A 25702-nucleotide genomic window follows, 5' to 3' on the forward strand; every position below is an offset into this window, starting at 1 on the left:
GCTCTTGCATATTCAACTTGACCCAAGAAGCAACACTCCGATATGGGAACAAATTGTTCAAAATATAAAAGAACTCGTATTGAAAAACATGTTGGCTCCAAGTGATAAACTTCCTTCTGTACGCGAACTCGCTTCTTTACTCGTTATAAATCCAAATACAGTGAGTAAAGCGTATCAAGAGTTAGAGCGACAAGGAATTATTGAAACGTTACGAGGAAAAGGAACATTTGTATCCCAATCGATTACCCCAACATTAGACGAAAGGAAAATCGCTATGGTTGAAAAGCAATTTCATCAATTACTATTAGAAGCCTCTTATCTTGGTATTACGAAAGATAAAATTCATGATTGGATAGATTCATACTATAAAGAGATTGGAGGGAATACGGATGTTGAAAGTGACAAACTTGAAGAAAACAATTGATAATCAAACAATTTTAGACGATGTTTCTTTCACATTGCAAAGAGGGAGTATCATCGGATTACTCGGAAGAAACGGTGCGGGGAAAACAACTTTATTGCGAACGATGGTCGGTATTTTAGACCCAGACGAGGGAACTGTTACATATGAAGATACAAACATTCATCAGTTTCCTGAAATAAAGCAAAGAATTGTATATGTTCCTGATTCTACTAATATACTGAACGGCTATACGATAAAAGAAATCGTAAAGTTTTATAAAGAAGTTTATACCGCATTTGATGAAACACATTTCTATGAACTGTTAGAACGTTTTAACTTACCAAATAAACGAATTCGTAGTTATTCAAAAGGAATGAAAGCACTGCTCGCCATCATTTTAGCCGTTTCTACAAAGGCAGAATATATCATTTTAGATGAACCGACAAATGGACTTGATCCTATCGTGAAAAGGAAAATTTTACAGTTTCTCGTTGGAGAAGTTGCAGAAAAAGAGATTACCATTTTCATCTCCACTCACCATTTAGATGAAGTAGAACAAATTGCAGATACAATTATTATATTAAAAGGCCATACTATCTCGTCTATTACATCACTAGACGATGCAAAATCACGATTTGCTAAAATACAAGTTGCTTATGAACGTTCACTACCTCAAAAACTAGAAAACTTAAGCAATATTAAAATATTAAATCAAACAGGAAAAGTATATACAATCTTAATTGAGGGAAATGTGGCAGCTACATTAGAAAAGTTTCATAAAGAACAGCCACTGCTCATTGAAGAATTAGCCATGTCGCTCGAAGATATTTTTATCACAACGTTTGAGGAGGATTCGCATGTTTCATAAAGCTTTATGGATAAGGCAATGGAAGCAAGGAAAATATATAATTCTATTATTTTGGTTAACTAGTTTATATCAACTACCTTATAAATATTATCAAGAAGCGCAAATGCAACTAAAACTATCAAAAATGAAGTTTGGTGACTATGCATATTACTACTCCTACTATTTTCAGACATCTGATGGTGCCGTCTTCTTTCAAGGAGCTACTCTAATTGCACTCGCTTGTCTTTTAATTGGATGGGAACGTAATAATCAATCAACTGATTTTCTATTCTCGATGCCTTTTAAACGAAAGGATATTTTTTTAACAAAATGGTGGCTTGGTGTTTTGAATATTATTACAGTACAAATTGTTTGCTGGATTAGCATGTACGGAATAAAGAACATGTCGTTTCACAATGAGTATCAAACCTTCGCTCCGTTCTATAGTTACTTTCTATATGCTACCGTTGTACTTATCGCTATTTATACATTCGCCTTATTTATCGGGACTCTTACTGGACATATATTTTCTCAAAGTATTTTAACTATCATTCTATTATTTTTACCATACGGTTTTGGATTGTTAATTTCCGGATTCATTTATTCACACACACAATGGTCTGTAGATGCAATGGGAGAAATAGAGCACCATACTCATGAGTACTTACAACATATAGGTATCATTTCACCATTAGAATATTTTTCTATTACTTATGATTACCACCCGATAGAAACATTTGATGACTATGGCAATAAACTTCCCAGTGTATCACAGGACAATCCTACGGAGCGTATTTCTGTACCTTCTCCTTGGACACTATTAACACCATTTGCTTACATCATTACCTTTTTATCAATAGCAACCTTTCTATACACACGTACACCGAACGAACAAAGTGGAAAAATACTATTGTTTCCTAACTTGCAAAAATGGTTCATAATTTGCACTGTTCTATGCTTCGGACTACTTGGTGGTAGAATATTAGGCGGACGAGATGCACTTCTGTCTTATTATGTTGGATTTTTCCTATTCGCTACCATAAGTTACTTCATTTTTACACGTCTATTAAAATTGAAGTTTGCTTTTGTAGGGAAATAAATATGCATTAAGGTGGTGGATACATGTTTCCAAAAGCATCATAGATGTGAAACTATAAACACGGAACAATGGCATTAATAGAAGCTGACAAAAGAAAGATGTTATGAATTATTTAACTCTTATATGAACTAAATAAAAAGGCATTGCACAAGAGCAATGCTTTTTATTATATATGTCCCTATCTAAATAAAGAGGTTATTTCACATTCTCTCTCCTATCTCCGTACACCATCTCTTCTTTCATCCCAAATCCATCACCATTTTGCACAATTTGCTCTGTCGGTGCAACTACACTTTCAGCAATTTTCCATTCCCCACGCTCTTTCACAAATACTTGTAGAAAATAGTTCATGCCATCTAGTTGATATGCATTTTCTTTTTTCACATTATAGTGAATCGCAATGTAGTATACTTGAATGTTTTCTTTTCCTGCTTTTGATACGTATTGCGATAATCTCGGTATATAGAGGGCCGCTTTCTGAAAAGGTAGTTGTTTCGCTTTAACAAGCGATGAACTTGTTACATTACGTAATGTGTCCTGATTACGAATATTATCGCTATGGTGGAATAATACTGCGTTTTGCATAGAACGAACCCATAATTTCGAATATAAGACTGTATTATCGTTTTCAATGTACTTCACTTCTTTTCGTACCACTTGGATAGGTGTATCTGCGTACGTGAATGTTTGAAAATAGAAAAAACCACCAAATAAAATGGTAAGTGCAGCAATATATTTCATAATCTTTCCTCCAATCTTTTAATTAAAGTATCGGAGTTTCAAAATATTTTTATTCAAAAGAAAAAGGATAGGAATGCTTTCGCTTCCTATCCTCATTTATTATAATACGCGGCCAAATAGTTCTAAGACCATTTCTATTTCTTGGTCGCTCCAACCTTTAAATCTCTCTTTATAATATTCTTTACGCACAGCTTCAAGTTTTTCAGTTACTTCTCTTCCGTGCTCTGTAATTTCTAAGTACACGATTCGACGATCTGAATTAGAACGTTTTCTTTCTACTAATCCTTTTCGTACGAGACGATCTGTAACAGCTGTAATATGACTGGAGGTTACGTTTACTTCACTCGCAATTTGCGAAGCCATCTGTGGACTCTTTAAAAATAACGCACGTAATACAGAAAATTCATTATATGGCATATGTTCTGCAAAACGTGTATTAATATCATTTTGTAATAAACGTATCATTTTTCGAAATGATGCAGATAAATCTAAAATCAGCGTTTCTCTTTTTTCGTTCAATAGCCTCGTCCCTTTTTTATCATATTTACACATATTATAATCTATAAATACCTATGTTGTACATGCTTTCTTTCCTCAACATTCTCATTTATGTAACTTTTTTCATATAAATTTCTTTTTTGTTCACACATATACATATAAAAAGGATGGTGATGGAAAATGCAGGGTGGAATGAATCCTTATTTACACAACGTACGCACAGCTAATACTGGTAAAGAAGCTACTATTACTGTACAAGGCGAAGGCGTTGTCAAAGCAAAACCGAATGTTGTCATATTAACGCTTGGCATTCGAACAGATGATAAAAATGTAAAACAGGCTCAAGAAGAAAATGCAGTGCAATCCAAACAATTGCTGGATGCACTTAAACAGCTTGGTATTGCCGATAAAGATATAGAAACGATTTCTTATACGATTACTCCTCAATACGAATATGTAAATGATAAAGCATTGCTACAAGGATACCGTGTGGAGCATTTGTATGAAATTACCGTTTTAAATGTACAAAAAGCTGGGGAAGTATATGATATAGCCGTTTCAAATGGCGCAAATGTAGCAAAAGGTTTACGTTTCCGAGTATCTCATCCAAATAAATATTATGAGCAAGCTCTCATTCAAGCTCTGCACCAAGCAGTAGAAAAAGCTCGTGCTATTGCGAGTACATATAATTTAAATATTAATCCTGTTCCCCTCTCATTCGTTGAAGAATCTGCCCAATTACCACGGGAGGTTACGTCTTATGCTACTTTACATGCGCAAGCAGCCCCGCCCATTCAATCGGGTGAATTAGAAATCATTTCATCCATACGGGCTATTTTTACGTATTTATAACGAATTCTCTTTACAAGTAAACGTTATCATTTTACTTGTTGTAAAAACATGATGTTCTGATATAATAAAGAACGGTGAGCTCTTACAAAAGAGATATCACGGGTGGGAGAGGGATATGAAAAAGAAGGTTTAACATGAAAGGAATACTTGAAAGAACATTTAAATTAGGTTTACACGAAACATCACCAAAACAAGAAGTTTTAGCTGGAGTTACGTCATTTTTCACAATCGTATATATTATGATTGTAAATGCGTCAATCTTATCAGATGCTGGCATTCCTCTTGAAGCTGGAATTTTAGCAACTGTTTTTAGTTCATTTGTCGGATGTCTACTCATGGCATTTTGGGCAAATGCACCTGCTATTCTTGTCCCGGGTATGGGTGTAAATGCATTCTTCACGTACACAGCTGTGCATACGCTTGGACTAACTTGGCAAGAAGCATTGGCTGCTGTCTTTATCTCTGGTATTATTTTTGCAATTGCCGCTTTTACACCAATCGCTCGCGTGCTATCAGTATCAATTCCAAAGTCATTAAAGGAAGCGATTACTGTCGGCATCGGATTATTTTTAGCGTTTATCGGATTGCAAAAAGGTGGTTTAGTCGTTTCGAATCCCAATACTGCTGTGGCAATGGGGAAATTAAGTAATCCTGTCGTTCTTGCGACATTACTCACTCTTATCATTGCACTTGTATTATTTATTCGTAACGTACGTGGAAACTTTTTATGGACGATTGCAATAGGAACTGGTATCGCATGGTTATTTGGTCTTGTGGATACGAGTCAAGTGGGAAATAGTTCATTCTCATTCGCTAATTACGGTGATGTATTTGGAGCTATGTCATTTGGGAAACTTTCTTCCTTACCATTTTGGATTGCAACATTCTCTTTAAGCATGGTGCTTATCTTTGAGAACATGGGACTTCTGCACGGTTTATTAGAAGATGATCGTAAATTCCCACGTGCTTACCAAGCCAATGCAATTTCAGCAATGACATGTGGTCTATTTGGCACAAGTCCTACCGTTTCAACAGTAGAAAGTGCCGCAGGTATTACTGCAGGTGGTAAGACAGGTCTGACGTCTATCGTTACTGGATTGCTATTCTTTGCATCACTGTTTGCTCTTCCATTTGTCAAATTAATTCCTGATAGTGCCATTGCACCAATCTTAATTATTATTGGCGGTCTGATGATTACAAGCATTCAACAAATTCCTCTGAATGACTTTTCAGAAGGATTTCCAGCATTCTTAATTATCGTTATGATCCCGCTCACATATAGTATCGCTGATGGCATTGCGTTCGGATTTATTGCTTACCCTATCTTAAAAGTTGCTCTTGGAAAGCGTAAAGAAGTCGCACCATCTATGTATATCATTACATGCTTATTCTTAGCTATGTTTGTATTACATGCTATTGGTTAAAAAAACCACCGAGGAAATCCTCGGTGGTTTTTTTACTTAAACCATCCTTTTTTATAAAACCAGGCCATCATTCCGCCGCCAATTAGTGCCATAATAAGTAGACAAATAAAATAACTATATTGTCCTCCAAGCTCTGGCATATGCGTAAAGTTCATTCCATATACTCCCGCAATAAATGTTAATGGCATGAAAATAGTCGAGAATACAGTTAATGTTTTCATAATGTTATTCATATGATGTGAGTTTAATGAAAAATAACTATCCCGAATATCTGCTGTTAACTCTCGGCTTGCCTCAATCATTTCTGTTAGTTTAAGCAAATGATCATGTATATCTTTAAAGTAAATTTCATGATCGCTTATACCGTAAAAACGAGTCGAATTTAAAATACGATATAATAAATCACGCATCGGAATAATTGTACGCCTTAGCTTTGATAAATCTGCACGTATATCAAATACCTCTTCTAATACACTTCCTGCTGTCTCCCCCGTTAAATTATCATCAATTGCATTTAAATGATCCTCAATGTAATATACAGGCGCAAAATAGTCATCTACAATTTGGTCGATAATTGTATGAGCTACGTGTAAAGGACTATTTTTAATACGCTTCTTTTCTCCAAGTGTTTTCCATACTCTTTCGATTGCATTGTTATGAGAAAAGTGGAAAGAAACAATATAACGATCACTAATAAATAAATCGATTTCGTGCGGTTCTAGTCCATCTTCCCCAAATGCATGAAGAACTAAAAAGTTATATCCATCATAAAAATCAACTTTTGGCCTCTGTACATATTCTATACAGTCTTCAATTGCAAGGGGATGGAACTTAAAATGGTCTTGCAGAATATATGTATACTCTTCTTTCGTTGGCTTATATAAATCTAGCCAATACCATACAATATGGTCTTTCTTTGTTTCTTCTAGCGAAACATCATATAATACTTCATCTGTTTTTGTTACTGCACAAATTCTAATCATAATTTCACCCATTATTATTATAAACAAAAAATAGTAAAAAAAGCCAAGGAGAAATCTCCTCAGCTTTTTTTATTACTTCGTTACGATACCGTGTACTAAAGTTGGTGCATCTACATGTTCTTTAGAAATCTTCATGTTCTCATAAATTTTCGCTTTTACATCTTCAACATTTTCGCGGTTTGCGTAAATTGTAACAAGGGATTCACCTTGCTTCACGCTATCGCCTACTTTTTTGCGCAGCATTAGACCAACTGCTAAATCAATTTCAGACTCTTTCGTTGCACGTCCTGCTCCTAAAAGCATTGCTGCTGTTCCGATTTCGTCTGCAACGATTTCTGATACATATCCGTCTTCTTTCGCTTCCACTTCAATTTTAAATTGTGCTTGTGGCAATTTAGAAGGATCATCAACAACAGATGCGTCGCCGCCTTGCGCTGATAAGAACGTTTTAAATGATTCTAGCGCTTTTCCGTTGTTCATTACTTCAATTAGCTTTTCACGTGCATCTTCTAAAGATGAAGCTTGTCCAGCAAGGTACACCATTTGACTTCCAAGTGTTAAACATAACTCTTCTAAATCTTTCGGCCCTTTACCTTGTAATGTATCAATTGCTTCTTGTACTTCTAGTGCATTACCAATAGCTTCACCAAGTGGTTGACTCATATCCGAAATAACTGCCATCGTGTTACGACCAACGTTATTACCGATACGTACCATTGCTTCTGCTAAACGTTTTGCATCTTCATCCGTTTTCATAAATGCACCTGCTCCAGTTTTTACATCAAGAACAATTGCATCTGCACCAGCAGCAATTTTTTTACTCATAATCGAACTTGCAATAAGCGGAATTGAGTTTACTGTTGCTGTTACATCACGAAGTGCATATAACTTTTTATCAGCAGGCGTTAAGTTACCACTTTGGCCGATAACTGCGATTTTGTTTTCATTTACAAGACGCATGAATTCATCGTTTTCAATTTCCACATGGAATCCTGGGACTGCTTCTAATTTATCAATTGTACCACCAGTATGTCCTAAACCGCGTCCAGACATTTTCGCTACTGGTACATCTAAAGCAGCTACTAATGGACCTAATACAAGTGTCGTTGTATCACCAACACCACCTGTTGAATGCTTATCTACTTTTACACCTTCAATAGCTGATAAGTCGATTGTATCACCGCTATTTACCATTGCCATCGTTAAATCAGCACGCTCTTGATCGTTCATATCTTGGAAGAAAATTGCCATTGCAAGTGAACTTACTTGATAATCAGGAATATCACCATTTGTATATCCTTCAACAATAAAATTAATTTCTTCTGTCGTTAATGCATGTCCGTCACGTTTTTTTGCAATTAGGTCCACCATTCTCATTGTGAGGTCACCCCTTCATTTGTTTTACGATTGCTTTTACTAATGCTAAGAAGTTCGCTTTAACACGTTCTGTCGTTTCAATTACTTCATCGTGGTGAAGTGGCTGATCTAAAATACCAGCTGCCATATTTGAAATACAAGAAATACCTAATACTTTCATACCAGCATGACGCGCTACAATTACTTCAGGTACTGTTGACATACCAACTGCATCTCCGCCAAGTGTACGAAGCATACGAATTTCAGCAGGCGTTTCATATACAGGACCTGTCATTCCTACGTATACACCTTCTTGTACTTTAATATTTAAGTCTGCTGCAACTTGTTTCGCCATTTCGCGAAGTTCTACCGTATATGACGTAGACATATCAGGGAAACGTACGCCCATTTCAGAATCATTTGGTCCGATTAATGGATTCGTACCCATGAAGTTAATGTGGTCTGAAATTAACATAAGATCGCCTGGCTCAAATGATGTATTTACACCACCAGCTGCGTTTGTTACAACAACTGTTTCTACACCTAGTTCTTTCATAACACGAACTGGGAATGTTACTTTTTGCATGTCGTATCCTTCATAGAAGTGGAAACGTCCTTGCATTGCTACTACTGTTACACCTTGAAGTGTACCGAATACTAGTTGACCTGCATGGCCTTCTACAGTTGATACTGGGAACTCAGGGATTTCACTGTAAGGTACTGTTACTGCGTTCTCAATTTCGTCTGCTAATACACCTAGTCCTGATCCAAGGATTAGTCCTACTTGTGGTGTCTCTTGAAATTTCTCTTTTAAGTATGAAGCTGATTTTGTAATAAGTTCACGATTCATTTGTTTATCCCCCTATTTCTTTAGCTCATTTAAGAAGCTTGTTCCGTATTCTGGCATTTTCACACCGAAGTTTTCTGCTACTGTTGCACCAATATCAGCAAATGTTTGACGAAGTGGTAACTCTTGTCCGCCTTCTTTCATGCTTGGGCTATATGCTAATAATGGTACATATTCACGTGTATGGTCAGTACCAGGGTGAATTGGATCATTACCGTGGTCTGCTGTAATTAATAATAGATCATCTTCTTTTAGTTTTGCGAATACTTCTGGAAGACGTGCATCATATTCTTGCAGAGCTTCTCCGTATCCTTGTGGATCACGGCGGTGGCCGAATAATGCATCAAAGTCAACTAAGTTTAAGAAGCTAAGACCTGTAAAGTCCATATTTAATGTATCTACAAGCTTATCCATTCCATCCATGTTAGACTTCGTACGAAGTGATTCCGTTACCCCTTCGCCATCATAAATATCAGAGATTTTACCGATAGCAATTACATCGTAGTCACTATCTTTTAATTCATTCATTACTGTACGGCCGAATGGTTTTAATGCATAGTCATGACGGTTTGGTGTACGTGTAAAGTTTCCAGGTTCACCAACGAATGGACGAGCAATAACACGACCTACCATGTATTTCTCATCTAATGTTAATTCACGTGCAATTTTACAGATTTTATATAACTCATCAAGTGGCACTACTTCTTCGTGTGCTGCAATTTGCAATACGCTATCAGCAGAAGTATAAACGATTAAAGAGCCTGTTTCCATTTGCTCTTGACCAAGTTCATCAAGAATCTCAGTTCCAGAAGCTGGCTTATTACCGATAATTTTACGGCCTGTTTTTTCTTCTAATTCATCAAGTAATTCTTTCGGGAATCCTTCCGGGAACACTTGGAATGGTGTATCAATGTAAAGGCCCATGATTTCCCAGTGACCTGTCATTGTATCTTTACCAGTAGATTTCTCTTGCATTTTTGTGTAATATCCAAGTGGTTTCTCTACTTTAGAGATACCTTTCATTTCTCGAATGTTACCAAGACCTAATTTCACCATGTTAGGCATTTGTAACCCATTCATATGTTCAGCAATGTGACCAATTGTGTCAGATCCTAAATCACCAAATTGCTCAGCATCTGGTGCTTCACCGATTCCCACAGAGTCCATTACGACTAGGAATATACGTTTATATTTATTCATAACTGCGACCTCCTATAAGTTCAGTTCTACTTCTTGTAGTATGTTCAAAACGCTATAAAGTGAAACTGTTATCCAAAAGAATTCTCATTGTCAAACAGTACTTCTTTAAATCATTTTCTAACCTATTTCGTTTACTTGAAACGATTCAAAAACATTTCTAGTTTTTTCTAAGTCAGATGTCAGACATCTGATACTGATATCATAACATGTTTACGCTTTCTTTTTAATACATTTTCGTAGAATTTCTCATTTTCTTCACACTTCTATTGTAATCCATTCTGCAACGAAGTGCTAATTTTTTTATGATTTATTTCTTCATATTAAAAATAAAAAGTAGCTCTAAAGAGCTACTTTTTATTTTACTTCTATTGTTTCTTCTTTATGTTCATGCAATTCGCCTTTTCTTACATGTACTTTCACTTTGTAAGCACCGTTCTCTTTGAAAGTATGTTTTGTTTCATACTCTCCTTTATTCCCTTCTTTCGCTGGAATAAATTCGTGTTTTTCAACACCATCTTTCCAAATCTCTAATTGTACTTCAGCACCAGTTAGGGCTTCTTCTTTTTGTTTTAAATGAACTTTCATTGTAGATTCAGCATTTGCATTTATGTCTCCAGCCATAAGATGGATCATTGTGTCACTTTTATGATCTCCATGTCCTGCACTGTGATCACTATTTTCTTTTTTTGCATCTTCTACTTTCGCATTTCCTACAGCAACTTTTACTTCTGGCATAACGTGCATTTCACGTGCATTTGTGTGAGCGATAATATGGTATACTCCATCCGTTTCGAATGTTTTCTCTACTGCATAAACACCTTTTCCTTTATGCTTACCATCTAACATCTCGTGTTTTTCGTCGCCATCTTTCCAAATTTCAAACTTTACATCATCGGCATCCGTTACTTTTTCTTTCCCTTGTGTAACAAGTGCTTGTACTTCTGTTTTTTCACCTGGTTTAATTTCTTTCGGATTTGTTTGTACTGCTACTTTTACAGCTTCAAGTTTCTGTTCTTTTTTCGGTTCTTCTTTGTTTGTATTACAGCCAGCCAACGCTAGCATCGCGATAAATAAAGTTATAATCAGTTTTTTCATCATCATTTCCTCCTTTATACTTTATTTAGTATAGAGGAAATACATTGTAATATTCCAGTCTTCTGCTGAAAACAATATACGAAATGTTTGTGAAGTTTCTGTGAAACGCTCTTCCCCTCTTAATCTATGAAAAAAAGAGCATAGTAACTATGCTCTCGGATGAAACTGTTTATATACATCTTTTAATCTAGTTTTTGAAACGTGCGTATAGATTTGCGTCGTTGAAATATCTGCATGTCCAAGCATTTCTTGTACAGCACGTAAATCTGCTCCATTTTCTAATAAGTGCGTAGCAAACGAATGACGCAACGTATGAGGTGTAAGCTCTTTTTCAATATTTGCTTCTTTCGCTAATCGTTTTAATATTTTCCAAAATCCTTGTCTTGATAATCGATTACCATGATGGTTTAAAAAGAGTGCATCTACTACTTTTTTCCCCATCAGTTCTCTTCTTCCTTTTTCAATATACTTTTGAATCGCTTCCGTTGCTAAACTTCCTAGTGGAATAATTCTTTCTTTATTCCCTTTCCCTATGCAACGAACAAATCCCATCGTTAAATGTACATCTTCTAAATTGAGTGCAATCAATTCTGAAACACGAAGTCCTGTCGCATACAGTAACTCTAGCATCGCCTTATCACGAATCCCAAAAGCACTTGTCATTTTTGGTGTTTGAAGTAACGCCTCTACTTCATCAACTGATAATACTTTTGGTAATTTCCGTTCCCCTTGTGGCGTTTCAATATGTACGGATGGGTCGTGTTCTACCGCTCGTTCACGAAGTAAAAATTGGTGGAACGAACGAATTGATGCGATATGACGCGCCAATGTTTTCGAAGATTTTCCGTTCTCTTTTAAATACTGCAAAAAGTTAACAATGTGTAAACGGGTCACTTCATGAAAAGTTTTCGTCTGTTCCACATTTTGCAAATACTTTACGTAGCTTTTTAAATCCCGTTCATAAGATACTACTGTATTCTTTGCTAATCCTTTTTCGACAACCATATAATGAATAAAATCTTTTAATTGATCTTCCACTCTACACTACTCCCCATTTTCATAGAAAAACATCATTCTATTTACGAAAGCATCCTTTGCCGGTTCTTCATTCCCTGATACTTTTTCTACAGTCTCTTCTTTAGGTTTTTCATAACGATGATAGCTTTCATATTCTTCATTTATCCATAGTATAGCGAAATAAAACAAAATCGTACAACTTGTAAATAATAAAAATACTTTTATTCCATCAAAAGTTAATTTTAAAGCTCGGCGCATTGTAAATTCCTCCAAAATATAAGTTATTACAACATATGCCAAGCTTTCACCAATTTATACCTTATTCAAATAAAAAACCTCTTCCTAGATAAATAGGAAAAGGTTATTTTTCATCCGTTTCATTTTCTTGACAATTTTTACAAATCCCATGGAATGTTAAACGATGATCTTTCACCTTAAAGCTCCAGTCTCGTTCTACTTTCCTTTCCACTTCACCAAGTAAATCTTCTTGTATTTCTTGTACAGCACCACATTGTGTACAAATCAAATGATGGTGGAAACGCTGCGCACCTTCTTGGCGTAAGTCATAGCGTGAAACACCGTCTCCGAAGTTAATCTTATCGACAACTTTTAACTCAGATAATAGTTCTAAAGTTCGATAGACGGTTGCTAATCCGATCTCTGGCGACTTTTCTTTTACAAGGAGGTAAACATCTTCTGCGCTTAAATGATCTTCTTCATTTTCTAGCAGCACACGAACTGTTGCTTCACGTTGCGGTGTTAATTTGTAGCTCGCTGCATGTAATTGCTTCTTAATTCGTTCAATTCTTTCTTCCATTCGGTACTACTCCCTCCTCGCCACTCTTACACCATTATATCAGAAGAAGGGCTTCTGTCAAAAGAAAAAACAATAAAAACAAATTGATAATTATTCTCAAAAAGTATTTATTTTTTATTAATAGCCTCAACGACTTCTTTCATTAAAACTGGTGATGCGTAAGCCTCCACACTAGAAGCAAGTGCTAACACTACTCCAATTACGAGAAAGAAGCATGTATAACGGATTAATAATGGTAATAGTGGCTCGGTTATTTTTCTAATAAATTGATGCCTAATCATCCGTAAAGAAAAACTTGCAGCAATAGTTGTCATAACGAGAAAGACTGGAATGATAATTAAATTTTGTGGCAAAACAGATACAAATGCTAATAATAGTCCATTCCATCCATGCTGACTTACTAAAAAACCAACTGTAAATCCAACGACAACTCCTTTTACAAATAATAAAATAAAAATAAGTGGTAATCCAATAATTGAAATCCCTAAAATCCAAATAAACCCGATGTATTTTAATTGCGAAAAGTAACTTTCTCGAAACATTTCGCCCGCAATAGCAAATTCTCCTTTAGAGACTTGTCCAAAAAAACGTTGTAAATAAAATGATAAATCTTGTTTTTGATTGATTTGTAAACTATTCACCAGAATGGCTCCGAATATTACTCCCATCAATAATAAAACGGCGTTAAATATATATAATGAAGAGTTTTCCTGTATGTGAGACATTACACGGTCTTGCCAATTTTTTCGCCACATTTTTCTTCCCTCCGTTCACACTCTTATTAAAAATGTATGAAAGAAAGAAAAAAGTATGACGAATTAACATTGAAATTCCGCTCTACTTTGCTAAACTAAAAAGTAGAGAATAGGAGGGATTTCTCTTGAAACCATTATTATTAGATTTTCCAACATTATTTCAAACTGAACGCTTGCAAGTTCGTAAACCATTTCCAGGTGATGGTGCAGAAGTATATGAAGCAATCCAAGCTTCTCTAGAAGACTTAGTACCGTGGATACCAATTAACGCTGAAACAGAAGAGAGTGCTGAAGAAATTGTTCGCGAAGCTCACGGACAGTTTTTACTTCGTGAAACACTTGATTTTCACTTATACGATAAAGTATCTGGTACATTCATCGGAGCAATTACACTAAAGCCTGAAAACTGGGATATTCCAAAGTTTTCACTTCACTTCTGGCTACATAGTGCCTATACAAAACAAGGCTATATGACCGAAGCTGTTAAAGGTGCAATTCAGTTCGCCTTTGATAAACTAGGCGCTAGAAGAATTGAAATTCGTACTGATGCAACAAATATAAATGCATGTAGCTTAGCAGAACGTCTAGAATTCATTCTAGAAGGTACAATGGAAAATGATTTCCTAGCACCAGATGGTAGCTTACGTGATGCACGTGTATATGCAAAAATCAATTAAAAAACACTCGCCTTTGGCGAGTGTTTATTTTTGTAGTTGTAAATATTGTACTGCAAACATCGTCTTCGCATCATGAATACGAAGATCTTTCATAAGAGTAATCGCTTCTTCTAACGATACTTCCATTAATTCCACAAACTCATCTTCATCTAACTCAGCTTTATTTTCTTTTTTTGTCAAACCTGTCGCTTTATATACATATAAAATTTCATCTGCGAATCCTGGAGATGTATAGAAAGAAGTAATGAGCTCCATATTTTCACATACATATCCTGTTTCCTCTTCTAATTCACGAACTGCTGTTACCTCAGGTTTTTCACCAGGTTCTAACTTGCCAGCCGGAATTTCTATAATCGCCTTTTCAAGTGCTTTACGATACTGCTCAACAAGCACAATTTTCCCCTCATCAGTAATAGCAATAATAGCAACTGCACCAGGGTGATTTACAATTTCACGTTTACTCATTGCTCCATTTGGTAATACTACATCATCAACACGAACTTTTATAACTCTACCATCAAAAATCGGCTCAGTTTTTACTGTTCTCTCTGCAAGATTACTCACACTACTTCATCTCCCTGTTCTATTTCCTATTCTTTCCTCATACATTTTACCACATTGAAAGGAGCGTGATAGAAATGAAAGTTTATATTTTACCAAATCGCGTCACTTTAGTCGGAAAAGCATGGCAAATTCGCCATAAGCTAAAGCAATATAGCAAAGAGTATACAACTGTACAAGAGTGGATTACAGCAAATAAAGTGAAACATTAATCATGCTTTTACGGGCAGTTAATGCGCAGCGAAAAGTAAACGTTTGTCAACCTCTTTTCCCTCTCGTACAATAAAGGTAAGGAGGTTGACCTATGAAAAAACGTCAATTAGGAAACTCAGATTTGTTTGTTACAGAAATGGGCCTTGGCTGTATGTCTCTCGGTACATCTGAAACAGAAGCTATGCATATTATCGATGAAGCGATCGATTTAGGAATTAATTTTTTTGATACAGCAGATTTATATGATTACGGATTAAATGAAGAATTTGTTGGAAAAGCCTTGAAGGGAAGAAGAGACCAAATTGTACTTACAACGAAGGTTGGAAATCGTTGGACAGAAGAAAAAAATGGCTGGTCTTGGGATCCTTCTAAAGCTTACATAAAGACTGAAGTAAAGGAAAGTTTACGTAGACTTCAAACTGATTATATTGACCTTTACCAACTTCATGGCGGAACGATTGAAGATCCAATAGATGAAACAATTGAAGCTTTTGAAGAATTGAAAAAGGAAGGTATTATTCGCCATTACGGTATTTCTTCTATACGCCCAAATGTCGTTCGTGAGTATGCAAAACGCTCAAACATCGTTAGTGTACTAATGGAATATAGCCTTTTAAATCGTCGCCCTGAAGAATGGCTCCCACTTCTGAATGAACACCAAATTAGCGTCATTGCCCGCGGGCCACTTGCAAAAGGAATTTTAACTGACAACAATGCAAGAAAAATAGAAAGAGTAAAGGAAAAGGATTATCTCTCTTATTCTTACGATGAATTACATACAACTCTAGCGAGTGTAAAAGAAACGATTGGAGAACGCTCTTTAACAGGAACAGCTATTCAATATTGCTTACATAATAAGACTGTTGCAGCTGTTATACCTGGTGCAAGCTCGCTTCAACAATTACAGGAAAATATACGAGCTAGCCAACAGTTACCTTTAACGAAAGAAGAATATATACAACTTCAAAAGATTGTTAAATATGACACATATGCTTTGCATCGTTAAAAATATCGAATTACCGATAAATAGAAGACTGTCTCCAGTATCAGGAGACAGTCTTTTTTATAACGTATCATATTTATCAGGATTCGTTCCTACATGTAAATCACGATTCAACGTGTTAATTTGACGTATCTCTTCTTCAGTTAGTGCAAAATCAAAAATAGTAAAGTTTTCTTTAATACGAGATGGTGTAACAGATTTAGGAATTGTAACAATCCCGCTTTGAATATCCCACCTTAATATAACTTGTGCAGGTGTTTTTTCATATTTGTTAGCAATAGCCTGAATGATTGGATGCTGGAATACTTCTCCGCCCCTCATTAACGGACTCCATGCTTCCATTTGAATTTGCTCATCTTGACAATAATTGCGCAACTCAAATTGCGTCAACATCGGATGAAGTTCCACTTGGTTTACCATCGGCTTCACTTTGCAATTTGGTAATAATAGTTCTAAATGATGTTTATGAAAATTAGAAACACCAATCGCGCGCACTTTACCTTCTTCATACAATTTTTCCAAAGCTCGGTACGTATCAACATACTTCCCTCTTACCGGCCAATGTATTAAATATAAATCTACATAGTCCATTTGTAATTTTTTTAAACTCTTTTCAAATGCCTCGAGTGTCTCCTCATATCCTTGATCGTCGTTCCATACTTTTGTTGTAATAAATAGATCTTCTCTTGGAATTCCTGATTCACGTATCGCCTCTCCGACACCGCTTTCATTTTCATATACAGTTGCTGTATCAATCGAACGGTATCCAACTTCTAACGCTGTTTTTACTGCTTGCTTTACTTCGTCTCCTTCTTTCGCTTTATATACGCCTAGACCAATCATCGGCATTTTCACGCCATTATGAAGTGTAGTTGTTGGAATATGCACAGTCGTCTCCCTTTCATTGTTACATTTTTTATAAGCCACAACTTTATTTCAACAAGATTCATCCCAAAAGTCAAAACATACGTACAGTTTACATAACACTTTTATATAGTTAAAAAATAACGTGAATTCATTCATTCACGTTATTTTTTCTCCATTCTTTCGCTTTTTCATCCACATTGCGCACAAACTCATTTTTTCCTTCCGTATATAACGCGCCATCATATGTATACTTTTCGGCTAATTCTTTCTTTAAGGTTGCATATGTCTCTGCTTCTTCACAATGAGCCATCATATAATCACGAAATGCTAAATGCCTTACTATCTCTGGATTTCCTTTTTCAAACACGTGTAAATGATACGAACGTTTTTCTTCAGTTCCATGAATAAAATATCGGCGTCTTGAAATACCATTTTCCCCTTTTACGATGTAACCAAGCTCTATAAATCGTTCATTCCACCCATCTACTCTTTCGATATTTTCTACTTCCATGATCATATCAATAATAGGTTTAGCTGCCAGTCCAGGAACTGACGTACTTCCAATATGATGAATTTTTACCGTTTCTGGCATCGCTGATTTTAATCTTTTAGCCTCCATTTGAAATTTTTCACTCCAATGGTTTTCATGTGGAACAACGACAATTTTTCTCATTCTAACTCCCCTTTTCTTACAAGCTCGTCAAAAAATGATCAGTGGTATTTCACTGATCATTTTTTATTATTTAAAGTCTTTCCAAGTAAGGTTACTTTCACTTAGCAGTTCTTCAAATGATTTATTCTTTTCACGCTCTTTTTGTTCTTGGCGCTTTCTTTCCAGTTCAGCTGCCTCTTTTTCCTCTTCTCTCACTTGCAACTCTTTCTTCTTACTCTTTAATTGTTGCATGAGTGAATCATTTAATTGATCGCCTAATGTAAGTGTTTCTTTCTTTGGTTGATTCACTTGCGATTGTCTTTGCATTTGTCTTTGTTTCTTTTTCTTCATGCTACTCACCTTTTACTTTTTTCTCCATTATAGTAGATACACGATGAAATCGACAATAAAAAAGGGTCTTTACTCTATTATTCACTTTTTGTAAATATATTAATTTTTCGAAAAGACTAAAATTTTGTGTAGCTATAATCCTATGAATCTATTAAAATTATGTCGTATGATGTCAGATTATAAAAAAAGGAGAATTATATTATGTGGAAAAAAATTATTCCTGCCGTTGCTGTTTTAAGCACCATTACTTTTTCAAGCGTATTTGCCGCTCCCCCATCTCAGAATCCAGCTGAACAAAACCGCTACATAGACGTACAAATGCTTGGTATTAATGATTTCCATGGACAACTAGATACTGTTAAAAAAATCAATAATAAAGAAGCTGGTGGCGCTGATTACTTAGCTACTTATTTAAAAGAACGTAAAAAACAAAACCCTAATACACTTCTCGTACATGCTGGTGATATCGTCGGAGCTAGTCCACCAGTTTCAGCATTATTACAAGATGAACCGACAATTGAATTTTTAAATGACTTAAAATTTGATGTTGGTACAATCGGAAACCATGAATTTGATGAAGGTATTGATGAAATGCAACGCCTCATTTACGGTGGATATCATGAAAAAACAGGAAATTTCAAAGGAGCTAACTTCCCCTATGTAGCTGCTAACTTCTACAACAAATCAACTGGCCGCTTATTTTTACCACCGTTTACTGTAAAAATGGTAGATGGTGTTCCTGTAGGATTCATTGGGGTTGTTACAACTGATACACCAAATGTCGTTATGCCTACGATGCTTAACAATGTACAAATTACTGATGAAGTAGAAGCAATTAATAAATCAACACAACAATTAAAACGTCTCGGCGTTAAATCTATCGTCGTTCTTGCTCATGTCGGTGGAACAACCGATGAGTCTGGGGTAACAAATGGCGATCTTACTCGAATTGCAAATGAAACAGACCCAGAAGTTGATGTTATTTTCGGTGGACATAGTCATACGTATGTAAATGGTACAGTAAATAATAAACTAATTGTCCAAGCAAATTCATACGGAACGGCTTTCTCAGACGTGGATGTAACAATTGATCGTAAAACAAAGGATATTGTAAAGAAAAAAGCTGAAGTTGTTACAACGTATCATGAAGGTGTAGAACCTGATAAACAAGTAAAGAAAAAACTAGATCAATATAAAGAAAAAATTGCACCACTTGTAAATGAAGTAGTCGGAAAATCTACAGCACCTATCGACCGTAAACAAAATGATGCTGGTGAGTCCACTCTTGGAAATTTAGTTGCCGATGCTCAGCGTCAAACAATGCAAACTCAAATCGCCCTCATGAATCCTGGTGGCATTCGTAATGACTTAGATGCTGGTGATATTACGTGGGGTGAGTTATACGGCATTCAACCTTTTGGAAATCAATTAATTAAAGTAGATTTAACAGGTCAAGACATTCGCGATATTTTAAATCAGCAATGGCAAAAAGGAACAACAAGAATGCTTCAAATTTCAGGTATTCAATATACGTGGGATGCAAATAAACCAAACGGTGAAAAAGTTACAAATATACGTTTAACAAACGGTGAAGAATTATCTCCATCTAAAATGTATAGCGTAGTTGCAAATGCCTTCTTAGCTTCTGGCGGTGACGGATTCGTATCATTTAAAAATGGTAAAAATGCAGAAACTGGTCCAAACGACTTTGAAGCGTTAGTCGATTACGTAAAACAATTAAAAGAACCAATTCAGCCAGTTATTGATGGAAGAATTCAAAAAGTAAATTAAGTGTTTCTCTAATAATAAATTTCATTTTTCACGCCATAAAGGATTTATACTGATCCTCTATTTTATATGTAATATACATCATAAAAAGGATACTCGTTCTTCCAATGAACATAGTATCCTTTTCTTTAGTTATCAAAATGTGATGTTTTGTCAACTTCATATTGCTGTAAAAATTGGTGCAACGCCTCTTCTACAAGTTTAGATTTTTGAACTCCTTTCGATTCTGATATAAGGTCCAATTGTGATAATATTTCTGTATTAATAGAAAAGGTTCGTCTCTTCTTCTCTGTACTTTTACTCATAATTGGTACAATTACTTCTTCTCTTTTTCTTAATAATTCATAAATGCTTTGTAATTGCTCATAAATTAACAATTGATAATCTGTTTTCTCATATTGAAGGGCGGTCGCTTCTTGGAGTTGTAAGTGACGTGGTTCTTCTCCATCTCCTACAAAAATACGTTTCTTCTGCTCTCCATCATATTCGTATCCAATCAATCTTAATTTCTTCGATAATGTATACGGGCTTATTTCAAGACGTTTTGCTATAATAGCGATGGGTTCACGTCTATTTAAACCATCTATAATTTCTCCAATCGTCACAATTTCCCTCCTCCCGTGTTGAAATGACACTAGTATGGTATGTTACAATGATTTTCTAACAGTATATGCAAAATGAATAGCCTGTGCGATTCATACGATTTCACAAAAGGAGGTTTTCAATATGCTTTTTCGTAGCTACACCCCTCAGTTCTATAATGAAAACAAACAACTCATTCCTAATAGTATCGCTACGATAGAAAGCGTTATGATTAATAATCGAAAACAAACTCTCCTTATGCGTGGACAAAACGTAGAGCAACCTATTTTATTATGCTGTCACGGCGGACCTGGGATGGCACAAATCGGATTTATTCGCCATTTTCAAAAAGAATTAGAGAAGCAATTTATTGTTATTAATTGGGATCAGCGCGGGGCTGGTAAATCCTTTTCACTGAAAGATTTCGGAGCAAATTTCACAATCGAACAATTCGTTTCCGATGCAAAAGAAGTGATTCAATATGTACTTAAAAGGTTCAACAAACAAAAACTATTTCTCGCTGGTCATTCTTGGGGAAGTATTATTGGGCTTAACATAGCACATCAATATCCAAAGTATATCGAGGCTTACATCGGTATTGGGCAAATTGTACATATGAAACAAAATGAAGAATTGCTATATCAACATTTAATTCATTCTGCAAAAAAACATGATCATAAAAAGGCATTAGCTTCCCTTTTAAAATTAGGCAAACCACCATTTTTAGATACGAGACGTCTCATTATTCAAAGAAAGTGGCTTGGCACATTTGGAGGCGCAATCCAAAACGGATCTTCCTTTTCTTTCATACGAAAAGGTTTCTTTTCTCCTGAGTATACGCTATTAGATTGGTTCAAGTTTCTCGCAGGAAATTTAAAATCTGGCGTTTTATGGGAAGAAATGCTGACAATCGATTTCTTTTCTTCTATCTCAAGTTTATCTATTCCAGTTTATTTTTGTTCTGGTCGCTATGATTATCAAACTCCTTATGCACTCGTTCAAGAATATTGCGATATTATTGAAGCGCCTATAAAAAAGATGATTTGGTTCCCAAATTCAGCACATTCTCCTGATTTAGAAGAACCAGAATTATTCGCTAATTCTTTGCAATCAATTAAACAAGAGCTAGCTTTTCAGCATTAGTAACAAAAGGCTCTTTTACATTTCATAGAAAACATTTTATAATAATATGTCGCAAGTATGTATAAACATAGCAAAACATTTCATATTTACCTGTCTTAACAGAATAAATATTTAGGGAGATTACATTTATTATGAACGCTGTACTCGTCGCAGTAGCAATTATGCTATTGCTTAGTTTGTTACGTGTCCAGGTCATTGTCGCCATCATTGTTGGAGCTTTAACAGGCGGAATTATCGGCGGACTCGGTATTTCAGAAACAATTAACACTTTTACAACTGGTCTTGGAAATAGTGCTCCAATCGCTTTAAGTTATGCAATGCTTGGTGGTTTCGCTATTTCCCTTTCCAAAACAGGACTTCCAGATGCTATGATTCAAACTGCATTAAAATGGATTGGCAATGAACAAGACACGAAAAAACAAGTTTATTCTAAAATACTTATTTTATTCATTATTTTAACGATGGCTTGTTTCTCACAAAATTTGATTCCTGTTCACATTGCTTTCATCCCCATCTTAATTCCAGCACTTTTAAAAGTATTAAATGAGCTGAAAGTGGATCGCAGACTTGTCACATGTATTATTACATTTGGATTGATTACTCCTTATATGTGGATCCCTGCAGGATTCGGAAAAATTTATCATGACGTATTACAAACCAACGCTGCGCAAAGCGGCCTTACATTTGATGTCACACTTATTCCAAAAGCAATGACTATTCCAGCAATTGGTATGATTATTGGATTATGTGTAGCGGTATTCATTACGTACCGAAAACCTCGTACGTATGAAACAGAACAAATTCATACTACCGAAAATGAAATCGTTCCCTATACAAAACGTAGCATTACTTTCGGGTTATTATCTATTATTGCTACATTAACTGTTCAATTAACAACCGAATCAATGATTTTCGGTGCTTTAGCAGGTATTATCGTCTTATCAGTTAGTGGCAGTCTACCACTTAAAGAAGCAGATGCGATATTAACAAGCGGAATGCGTATGATGTCCTTCATTGGCTTTGTTATGATTGCTGCCGCTGGATTCGGCGCTGTTCTTCGAAAAACAGGACATGTTGAATCTCTGGTGCAAACGAGTGCACATATAATCGGAAATAACAAACCACTCGCTGCATTTCTTATGCTCGTTATTGGACTTCTCGTTACGATGGGAATTGGTTCATCCTTTTCAACCATCCCTATCTTAACAACCATTTTTGTACCTCTTTGCATTCAGCTTGGATTTAGTCCAATGGCCACAATTGCAATTATCGGTACAGCCGGAGCACTAGGTGACGCAGGATCTCCAGCATCGGATAGTACCCTTGGACCAACATCCGGTTTAAATGCTGATGGTCAGCACCATCATATATGGGATACATGTGTACCCACTTTTCTACATTACAATATACCGTTACTTATATTTGGCTTTATTGCCGCAATTACATTATAAAAAGGTGCGTATAAAACGCACCTTTTACTTTTTTATTTTTCCTTTTAATTGTTGAAAAGCTACTTTTCCGTTATCTTTGACATAGCTTTCAATTGTCGGTAGTGATGAACCTATCCATTCACACTCTATACTCCCGTTCGGTCCAACAATTTTTAATTTATCTGGTATATGTATATTTAGAAATCTCGCTGACCGAATTAACTCAATAGCAATCTGATCACTTGAGGCTACAATTCCATCTACATACGGATTGTTTTGCAATAATGTAATAAATTGTTTATTTGTATACCCTTGTACACATTCTTCTCGATAAGAGATTCCTTCATCCCAAACAGCGTCTAAAAACCCTGCTATATGATCTTCCATTTCTTCACTTTCTTCTCCCTCACCGAAATATGCAAGAAAGTGACACCCTTTCTCTTTTAATAAAGAAACAGCTCTCTGTCCACTTTCATAATAATTTCCATGTGATTGTTGCTCATCGATCACAACAAACGGAAATGGAATTTTTCCTACACTTTTAAAAACTGCTCTTGTCAAAATAACACCTGCAATGTTATTTTGCTTCAGCATATGTATGTATCTATCTTTATTCTCTATATTACAAATAATGATTTGATAACCTTCTTTATATGCTATTTCCTCAATACAATGTAGCAAAGTGATGTTTGATTGGTTACATAAATTATCTACAAGTAATGCAATTATCGTTGAATTCTCTTTAAATAGTGGCTTCGCTGCACTGTTTGGCCTATAACGTAATTCTTCAATTGCTTCCTTTACTTGTTTTACTGTGTCCTCATGAACGTATCCTTTTTCATTAATAACTCGTGAAACGGTTGCGACTGAAACACCTGCCAATTTTGCAACATCACGTATAGTTGCCACATCGTCACCCCTTAATATGGTAATAGATTACAAATTTACGGTAACCTAAATTACACTATCCGTCAAGATTAATAACTCACATTTCTGAAAATTGTTACATCATTTCACTAAACGATACTCCAACTGAATTTCATGTAAAATTGGGATATTATCATATCCAATACGTGGAATTTCTTTCTTTATTTTTCGTGCCTCCTCTACCGCATTCACATATAAATTAGTCATTACAAAATTACGTTTTTGGTAAAATCGTAACGCATTCATATTATCATTTGTTGTAATAAGCCAAACCTGTCTGCACCGTTCTTCTTCTGCAACTTGTAATACACAATCCACAAGTTTCGTCCCTATTCCTTTTCTTTCTTCAAAGCTATCTAGCGATACAATTTCGCACATATTCCCGGTCACTTCATACGTTATAATTCCGATTATTCTGTCATCTAAGAGCGCAACAAATCCTGGCAACTCTTCTAACTGATGTCCCTTACCACGTGAAACCATCAATGAACTTCCCCAGTTCTCACACATGAACATTCGGATTGTTTCTTTCATCGCTGGCGTAATTTTTTGTATATGCAGCATTTCCTATTTCTCCCCTTTTATATCATTGTGATACAATATAAGTGTATCACATGTAACGGTATTTGGAGGATGAGGTAAAGTATGAAACGTTTTTTTGCAGCATTGTTTACTATACTAGGTGCAATAACTGCCCTTGGGATTTTCTTTACAAATAAAGTGATGTACTTAAAGAAAAAAACAGAGGAAGAAGTACTCGAAAGAGAAACGAAAAAACATTTTCGTATAGAGGATTTTGATGCTCTTCATAAAGAAGAAATTCATATCCCTTCACAATTCGGATACGACCTTCACGGATATTACATTCCTGCTGGTCATTCCACCAATAAGTTTATGGTTTTTTGCCACGGTGTAACTGTAAATAAAATAAACTCTGTAAAATATGCAAACTTATTCTTAAAAAGAGGATATAACGTCCTCATTTACGATCATCGTCGTCATGGTAAAACTGGCGGAAAAACAACAAGCTATGGATACTATGAAAAACATGATTTAAAATCCGTAGTTGACTGGCTAAAAAACCGTTTTGGCACCAATATTACACTTGGTATTCATGGTGAATCTATGGGAGCTGCAACACTTCTTCAATACGCAGGACTTGTAGAAGATGGTGCTGATTTCTATATTGCAGATTGTCCTTTCTCTGATTTTCACGGACAATTACAGCACCGTTTAAAGGTTGAATTCCATTTACCAAAATGGCCTTTATTACCTTTAGCAAACGCATTTTTGAAAGTTCGTGACGGTTATACAATTCGTGAAGTTTCACCAATCGACTGTATAAAAAACATTAACAATCCCGTTCTCTTTATTCATAGTAAAGATGACGACTATATTTTAGCTGATATGACAAAAGCGTTATATGAAGCGAAAGAAAATAATAAGCAGCTTTATATTGCAGAACACGGTGCACACGCTTGCTCTTATAACGAAAATAAAGAAGAGTACGAAGCAGCCGTCGATCAATTTTTAAACACATATGTGAAAGAAACAAAAAACAGGCTTGCATAAGC

The 25702-nt window shown here is 35.6% G+C and carries 30 protein-coding genes; 12 read left to right on the forward strand and 18 right to left on the reverse strand.

What is annotated here, in order from left to right:
* Window positions 1-4: 4 nt before the first annotated feature.
* Genes ACQGS6_RS02725 through ACQGS6_RS02735 form a run of 3 tightly spaced genes read left to right on the forward strand, consistent with a single transcriptional unit; the run spans window position 5 to window position 2349 of the window.
* Entirely contained in the window at window positions 5-424 is a 420-nt protein-coding gene (locus ACQGS6_RS02725) for a GntR family transcriptional regulator (protein WP_000548027.1), read from the forward strand.
* On the forward strand, window positions 390-1271 hold the full coding sequence (locus tag ACQGS6_RS02730; protein WP_044584825.1) for an ABC transporter ATP-binding protein: 882 nt from the start codon (window positions 390-392) through the stop codon (window positions 1269-1271). The genes ACQGS6_RS02725 and ACQGS6_RS02730 overlap by 35 nt, the downstream gene beginning before the upstream one ends.
* On the forward strand, window positions 1261-2349 hold the full coding sequence (locus tag ACQGS6_RS02735; protein WP_044584826.1) for an ABC-2 transporter permease: 1089 nt from the start codon (window positions 1261-1263) through the stop codon (window positions 2347-2349). The genes ACQGS6_RS02730 and ACQGS6_RS02735 overlap by 11 nt, the downstream gene beginning before the upstream one ends.
* A gap of 195 nt (window positions 2350-2544) precedes the next feature.
* On the opposite strand, the gene ACQGS6_RS02740 is transcribed toward ACQGS6_RS02735, so the two are convergent.
* Both ACQGS6_RS02740 and ACQGS6_RS02745 read right to left on the reverse strand, forming a co-directional pair.
* Window positions 2545-3090, reverse strand: a complete 546-nt coding sequence (locus tag ACQGS6_RS02740; protein WP_000873778.1) for a hypothetical protein — start codon at window positions 3088-3090, stop codon at window positions 2545-2547.
* Between the two features lie 99 nt (window positions 3091-3189).
* Window positions 3190-3609, reverse strand: a complete 420-nt coding sequence (locus ACQGS6_RS02745) for a MarR family winged helix-turn-helix transcriptional regulator (protein ID WP_001003305.1) — start codon at window positions 3607-3609, stop codon at window positions 3190-3192.
* A 159-nt stretch (window positions 3610-3768) separates the two neighbouring features.
* Between ACQGS6_RS02745 and ACQGS6_RS02750 the strand changes: the two genes are divergently transcribed.
* Both ACQGS6_RS02750 and ACQGS6_RS02755 read left to right on the forward strand, forming a co-directional pair.
* On the forward strand, window positions 3769-4440 hold the full coding sequence (locus ACQGS6_RS02750) for an SIMPL domain-containing protein (protein ID WP_001161448.1): 672 nt from the start codon (window positions 3769-3771) through the stop codon (window positions 4438-4440).
* Window positions 4441-4574: 134 nt separating this feature from the next.
* Window positions 4575-5864, forward strand: coding sequence for an NCS2 family permease (locus tag ACQGS6_RS02755; RefSeq protein WP_000676240.1), 1290 nt, complete (start codon window positions 4575-4577; stop codon window positions 5862-5864).
* Between the two features lie 32 nt (window positions 5865-5896).
* Here ACQGS6_RS02755 and corA read toward each other — a convergent pair whose 3' ends face one another.
* The 9 genes from corA to spoIIM form a co-directional block, all read right to left on the reverse strand.
* The gene (gene corA / locus ACQGS6_RS02760; RefSeq protein ID WP_002000765.1) at window positions 5897-6859 is read right to left on the reverse strand and encodes a magnesium/cobalt transporter CorA; all 963 of its coding nucleotides are present in this window, start codon (window positions 6857-6859) and stop codon (window positions 5897-5899) included.
* A gap of 60 nt (window positions 6860-6919) precedes the next feature.
* On the reverse strand, window positions 6920-8224 hold the full coding sequence (locus ACQGS6_RS02765) for a pyrimidine-nucleoside phosphorylase (protein ID WP_001243069.1): 1305 nt from the start codon (window positions 8222-8224) through the stop codon (window positions 6920-6922).
* Between the two features lie 7 nt (window positions 8225-8231).
* On the reverse strand, window positions 8232-9053 hold the full coding sequence (locus tag ACQGS6_RS02770) for a purine-nucleoside phosphorylase (protein ID WP_001078446.1): 822 nt from the start codon (window positions 9051-9053) through the stop codon (window positions 8232-8234).
* A gap of 12 nt (window positions 9054-9065) precedes the next feature.
* Window positions 9066-10250 carry a phosphopentomutase gene (gene deoB / locus ACQGS6_RS02775; protein WP_001046079.1) on the reverse strand — a complete coding sequence of 395 codons (1185 nt, stop codon included), beginning with the start codon at window positions 10248-10250 and terminating at the stop codon, window positions 9066-9068.
* A gap of 354 nt (window positions 10251-10604) precedes the next feature.
* Complete coding sequence (locus tag ACQGS6_RS02780; protein WP_426964870.1) at window positions 10605-11345, reverse strand: FixH family protein; 741 nt, start codon at window positions 11343-11345, stop codon at window positions 10605-10607.
* A gap of 147 nt (window positions 11346-11492) precedes the next feature.
* The gene (gene xerD / locus ACQGS6_RS02785) at window positions 11493-12383 is read right to left on the reverse strand and encodes a site-specific tyrosine recombinase XerD (RefSeq protein ID WP_000390088.1); all 891 of its coding nucleotides are present in this window, start codon (window positions 12381-12383) and stop codon (window positions 11493-11495) included.
* Window positions 12384-12389: 6 nt separating this feature from the next.
* Window positions 12390-12620 (reverse strand): YqzK family protein, encoded by a 231-nt coding sequence (locus tag ACQGS6_RS02790; protein ID WP_001250432.1) that lies wholly within the window; start codon window positions 12618-12620, stop codon window positions 12390-12392.
* 103 nt (window positions 12621-12723) lie between these two features.
* Window positions 12724-13179 carry a Fur family transcriptional regulator gene (locus ACQGS6_RS02795; RefSeq protein WP_000392657.1) on the reverse strand — a complete coding sequence of 152 codons (456 nt, stop codon included), beginning with the start codon at window positions 13177-13179 and terminating at the stop codon, window positions 12724-12726.
* Window positions 13180-13286: 107 nt separating this feature from the next.
* The gene (spoIIM, locus tag ACQGS6_RS02800; RefSeq protein WP_013142149.1) at window positions 13287-13904 is read right to left on the reverse strand and encodes a stage II sporulation protein M; all 618 of its coding nucleotides are present in this window, start codon (window positions 13902-13904) and stop codon (window positions 13287-13289) included.
* Between the two features lie 155 nt (window positions 13905-14059).
* On the opposite strand from spoIIM, the gene ACQGS6_RS02805 reads away from it, so the two are divergent.
* The gene (locus ACQGS6_RS02805; protein ID WP_000803479.1) at window positions 14060-14611 is read left to right on the forward strand and encodes a GNAT family N-acetyltransferase; all 552 of its coding nucleotides are present in this window, start codon (window positions 14060-14062) and stop codon (window positions 14609-14611) included.
* A 24-nt stretch (window positions 14612-14635) separates the two neighbouring features.
* Here ACQGS6_RS02805 and ACQGS6_RS02810 read toward each other — a convergent pair whose 3' ends face one another.
* A complete protein-coding gene (locus tag ACQGS6_RS02810) occupies window positions 14636-15175 on the reverse strand; it encodes an NUDIX hydrolase (protein WP_000067041.1) in 540 nt (179 codons plus the stop codon).
* 74 nt (window positions 15176-15249) lie between these two features.
* On the opposite strand from ACQGS6_RS02810, the gene mciZ reads away from it, so the two are divergent.
* Window positions 15250-15384 (forward strand): Z-ring formation inhibitor MciZ, encoded by a 135-nt coding sequence (mciZ, locus tag ACQGS6_RS02815; RefSeq protein ID WP_000870302.1) that lies wholly within the window; start codon window positions 15250-15252, stop codon window positions 15382-15384.
* Between the two features lie 92 nt (window positions 15385-15476).
* Window positions 15477-16391 (forward strand): aldo/keto reductase, encoded by a 915-nt coding sequence (locus ACQGS6_RS02820; protein WP_426964871.1) that lies wholly within the window; start codon window positions 15477-15479, stop codon window positions 16389-16391.
* A 57-nt stretch (window positions 16392-16448) separates the two neighbouring features.
* On the opposite strand, the gene ACQGS6_RS02825 is transcribed toward ACQGS6_RS02820, so the two are convergent.
* The 3 genes from ACQGS6_RS02825 to ACQGS6_RS02835 form a co-directional block, all read right to left on the reverse strand.
* Complete coding sequence (locus ACQGS6_RS02825; protein WP_000547994.1) at window positions 16449-17276, reverse strand: aldo/keto reductase; 828 nt, start codon at window positions 17274-17276, stop codon at window positions 16449-16451.
* Between the two features lie 127 nt (window positions 17277-17403).
* Window positions 17404-17928 (reverse strand): GrpB family protein, encoded by a 525-nt coding sequence (locus tag ACQGS6_RS02830; protein WP_001227188.1) that lies wholly within the window; start codon window positions 17926-17928, stop codon window positions 17404-17406.
* A 66-nt stretch (window positions 17929-17994) separates the two neighbouring features.
* The gene (locus ACQGS6_RS02835; RefSeq protein ID WP_000727561.1) at window positions 17995-18258 is read right to left on the reverse strand and encodes a YqkE family protein; all 264 of its coding nucleotides are present in this window, start codon (window positions 18256-18258) and stop codon (window positions 17995-17997) included.
* Window positions 18259-18459: 201 nt separating this feature from the next.
* On the opposite strand from ACQGS6_RS02835, the gene ACQGS6_RS02840 reads away from it, so the two are divergent.
* Window positions 18460-20049, forward strand: a complete 1590-nt coding sequence (locus ACQGS6_RS02840; RefSeq protein WP_000265548.1) for a bifunctional metallophosphatase/5'-nucleotidase — start codon at window positions 18460-18462, stop codon at window positions 20047-20049.
* A gap of 125 nt (window positions 20050-20174) precedes the next feature.
* Here ACQGS6_RS02840 and ACQGS6_RS02845 read toward each other — a convergent pair whose 3' ends face one another.
* The gene (locus tag ACQGS6_RS02845; protein ID WP_000151927.1) at window positions 20175-20651 is read right to left on the reverse strand and encodes a ribbon-helix-helix domain-containing protein; all 477 of its coding nucleotides are present in this window, start codon (window positions 20649-20651) and stop codon (window positions 20175-20177) included.
* A 121-nt stretch (window positions 20652-20772) separates the two neighbouring features.
* Between ACQGS6_RS02845 and ACQGS6_RS02850 the strand changes: the two genes are divergently transcribed.
* Both ACQGS6_RS02850 and ACQGS6_RS02855 read left to right on the forward strand, forming a co-directional pair.
* Window positions 20773-21771: an alpha/beta fold hydrolase gene (locus tag ACQGS6_RS02850; RefSeq protein ID WP_000898966.1), complete on the forward strand. Its 999-nt coding sequence runs from the start codon at window positions 20773-20775 to the stop codon at window positions 21769-21771.
* Window positions 21772-21902: 131 nt separating this feature from the next.
* Window positions 21903-23222: a Na+/H+ antiporter family protein gene (locus ACQGS6_RS02855; protein ID WP_000994808.1), complete on the forward strand. Its 1320-nt coding sequence runs from the start codon at window positions 21903-21905 to the stop codon at window positions 23220-23222.
* Window positions 23223-23246: 24 nt separating this feature from the next.
* Here the strand turns inward: ACQGS6_RS02855 and ACQGS6_RS02860 are convergent, their stop codons facing one another.
* On the reverse strand, window positions 23247-24110 hold the full coding sequence (locus ACQGS6_RS02860) for a LacI family DNA-binding transcriptional regulator (protein WP_000201351.1): 864 nt from the start codon (window positions 24108-24110) through the stop codon (window positions 23247-23249).
* A gap of 99 nt (window positions 24111-24209) precedes the next feature.
* Complete coding sequence (locus ACQGS6_RS02865) at window positions 24210-24692, reverse strand: GNAT family N-acetyltransferase (protein ID WP_044584830.1); 483 nt, start codon at window positions 24690-24692, stop codon at window positions 24210-24212.
* Between the two features lie 81 nt (window positions 24693-24773).
* Here ACQGS6_RS02865 and ACQGS6_RS02870 point away from each other — a divergent pair, with 81 nt between their 5' ends.
* Complete coding sequence (locus ACQGS6_RS02870) at window positions 24774-25700, forward strand: alpha/beta hydrolase (protein WP_000819234.1); 927 nt, start codon at window positions 24774-24776, stop codon at window positions 25698-25700.
* Window positions 25701-25702: the final 2 nt, after the last annotated feature.

Source organism: Bacillus sp. GMs2/2 (assembly GCF_050172095.1).
Lineage (GTDB): Bacteria > Bacillota > Bacilli > Bacillales > Bacillaceae_G > Bacillus_A > Bacillus_A cereus.

Excerpts from the sequence above, each read along its gene's own strand:
- ACQGS6_RS02730 (WP_044584825.1), top strand. The coding sequence starts at position 390 with ATGTTGAAAGTGACAAACTTGAAGAAAACAATTGATAATCAAACAATT.
- ACQGS6_RS02735 (WP_044584826.1), top strand. The coding sequence starts at position 1,261 with ATGTTTCATAAAGCTTTATGGATAAGGCAATGGAAGCAAGGAAAATAT.
- ACQGS6_RS02740 (WP_000873778.1), bottom strand. The coding sequence starts at position 3,090 with ATGAAATATATTGCTGCACTTACCATTTTATTTGGTGGTTTTTTCTAT.
- ACQGS6_RS02750 (WP_001161448.1), top strand. The coding sequence starts at position 3,769 with ATGCAGGGTGGAATGAATCCTTATTTACACAACGTACGCACAGCTAAT.
- ACQGS6_RS02755 (WP_000676240.1), top strand. The coding sequence starts at position 4,575 with ATGAAAGGAATACTTGAAAGAACATTTAAATTAGGTTTACACGAAACA.
- corA (WP_002000765.1), bottom strand. The coding sequence starts at position 6,859 with ATGGGTGAAATTATGATTAGAATTTGTGCAGTAACAAAAACAGATGAA.
- ACQGS6_RS02765 (WP_001243069.1), bottom strand. The coding sequence starts at position 8,224 with ATGAGAATGGTGGACCTAATTGCAAAAAAACGTGACGGACATGCATTA.
- ACQGS6_RS02770 (WP_001078446.1), bottom strand. The coding sequence starts at position 9,053 with ATGAATCGTGAACTTATTACAAAATCAGCTTCATACTTAAAAGAGAAA.
- deoB (WP_001046079.1), bottom strand. The coding sequence starts at position 10,250 with ATGAATAAATATAAACGTATATTCCTAGTCGTAATGGACTCTGTGGGA.
- ACQGS6_RS02780 (WP_426964870.1), bottom strand. The coding sequence starts at position 11,345 with ATGAAAAAACTGATTATAACTTTATTTATCGCGATGCTAGCGTTGGCT.
- ACQGS6_RS02790 (WP_001250432.1), bottom strand. The coding sequence starts at position 12,620 with ATGCGCCGAGCTTTAAAATTAACTTTTGATGGAATAAAAGTATTTTTA.
- ACQGS6_RS02795 (WP_000392657.1), bottom strand. The coding sequence starts at position 13,179 with ATGGAAGAAAGAATTGAACGAATTAAGAAGCAATTACATGCAGCGAGC.
- spoIIM (WP_013142149.1), bottom strand. The coding sequence starts at position 13,904 with ATGTCTCACATACAGGAAAACTCTTCATTATATATATTTAACGCCGTT.
- mciZ (WP_000870302.1), top strand. The coding sequence starts at position 15,250 with ATGAAAGTTTATATTTTACCAAATCGCGTCACTTTAGTCGGAAAAGCA.
- ACQGS6_RS02820 (WP_426964871.1), top strand. The coding sequence starts at position 15,477 with ATGAAAAAACGTCAATTAGGAAACTCAGATTTGTTTGTTACAGAAATG.
- ACQGS6_RS02830 (WP_001227188.1), bottom strand. The coding sequence starts at position 17,928 with ATGAGAAAAATTGTCGTTGTTCCACATGAAAACCATTGGAGTGAAAAA.
- ACQGS6_RS02835 (WP_000727561.1), bottom strand. The coding sequence starts at position 18,258 with ATGAAGAAAAAGAAACAAAGACAAATGCAAAGACAATCGCAAGTGAAT.
- ACQGS6_RS02840 (WP_000265548.1), top strand. The coding sequence starts at position 18,460 with ATGTGGAAAAAAATTATTCCTGCCGTTGCTGTTTTAAGCACCATTACT.
- ACQGS6_RS02850 (WP_000898966.1), top strand. The coding sequence starts at position 20,773 with ATGCTTTTTCGTAGCTACACCCCTCAGTTCTATAATGAAAACAAACAA.
- ACQGS6_RS02855 (WP_000994808.1), top strand. The coding sequence starts at position 21,903 with ATGAACGCTGTACTCGTCGCAGTAGCAATTATGCTATTGCTTAGTTTG.
- ACQGS6_RS02865 (WP_044584830.1), bottom strand. The coding sequence starts at position 24,692 with ATGCTGCATATACAAAAAATTACGCCAGCGATGAAAGAAACAATCCGA.
- ACQGS6_RS02870 (WP_000819234.1), top strand. The coding sequence starts at position 24,774 with ATGAAACGTTTTTTTGCAGCATTGTTTACTATACTAGGTGCAATAACT.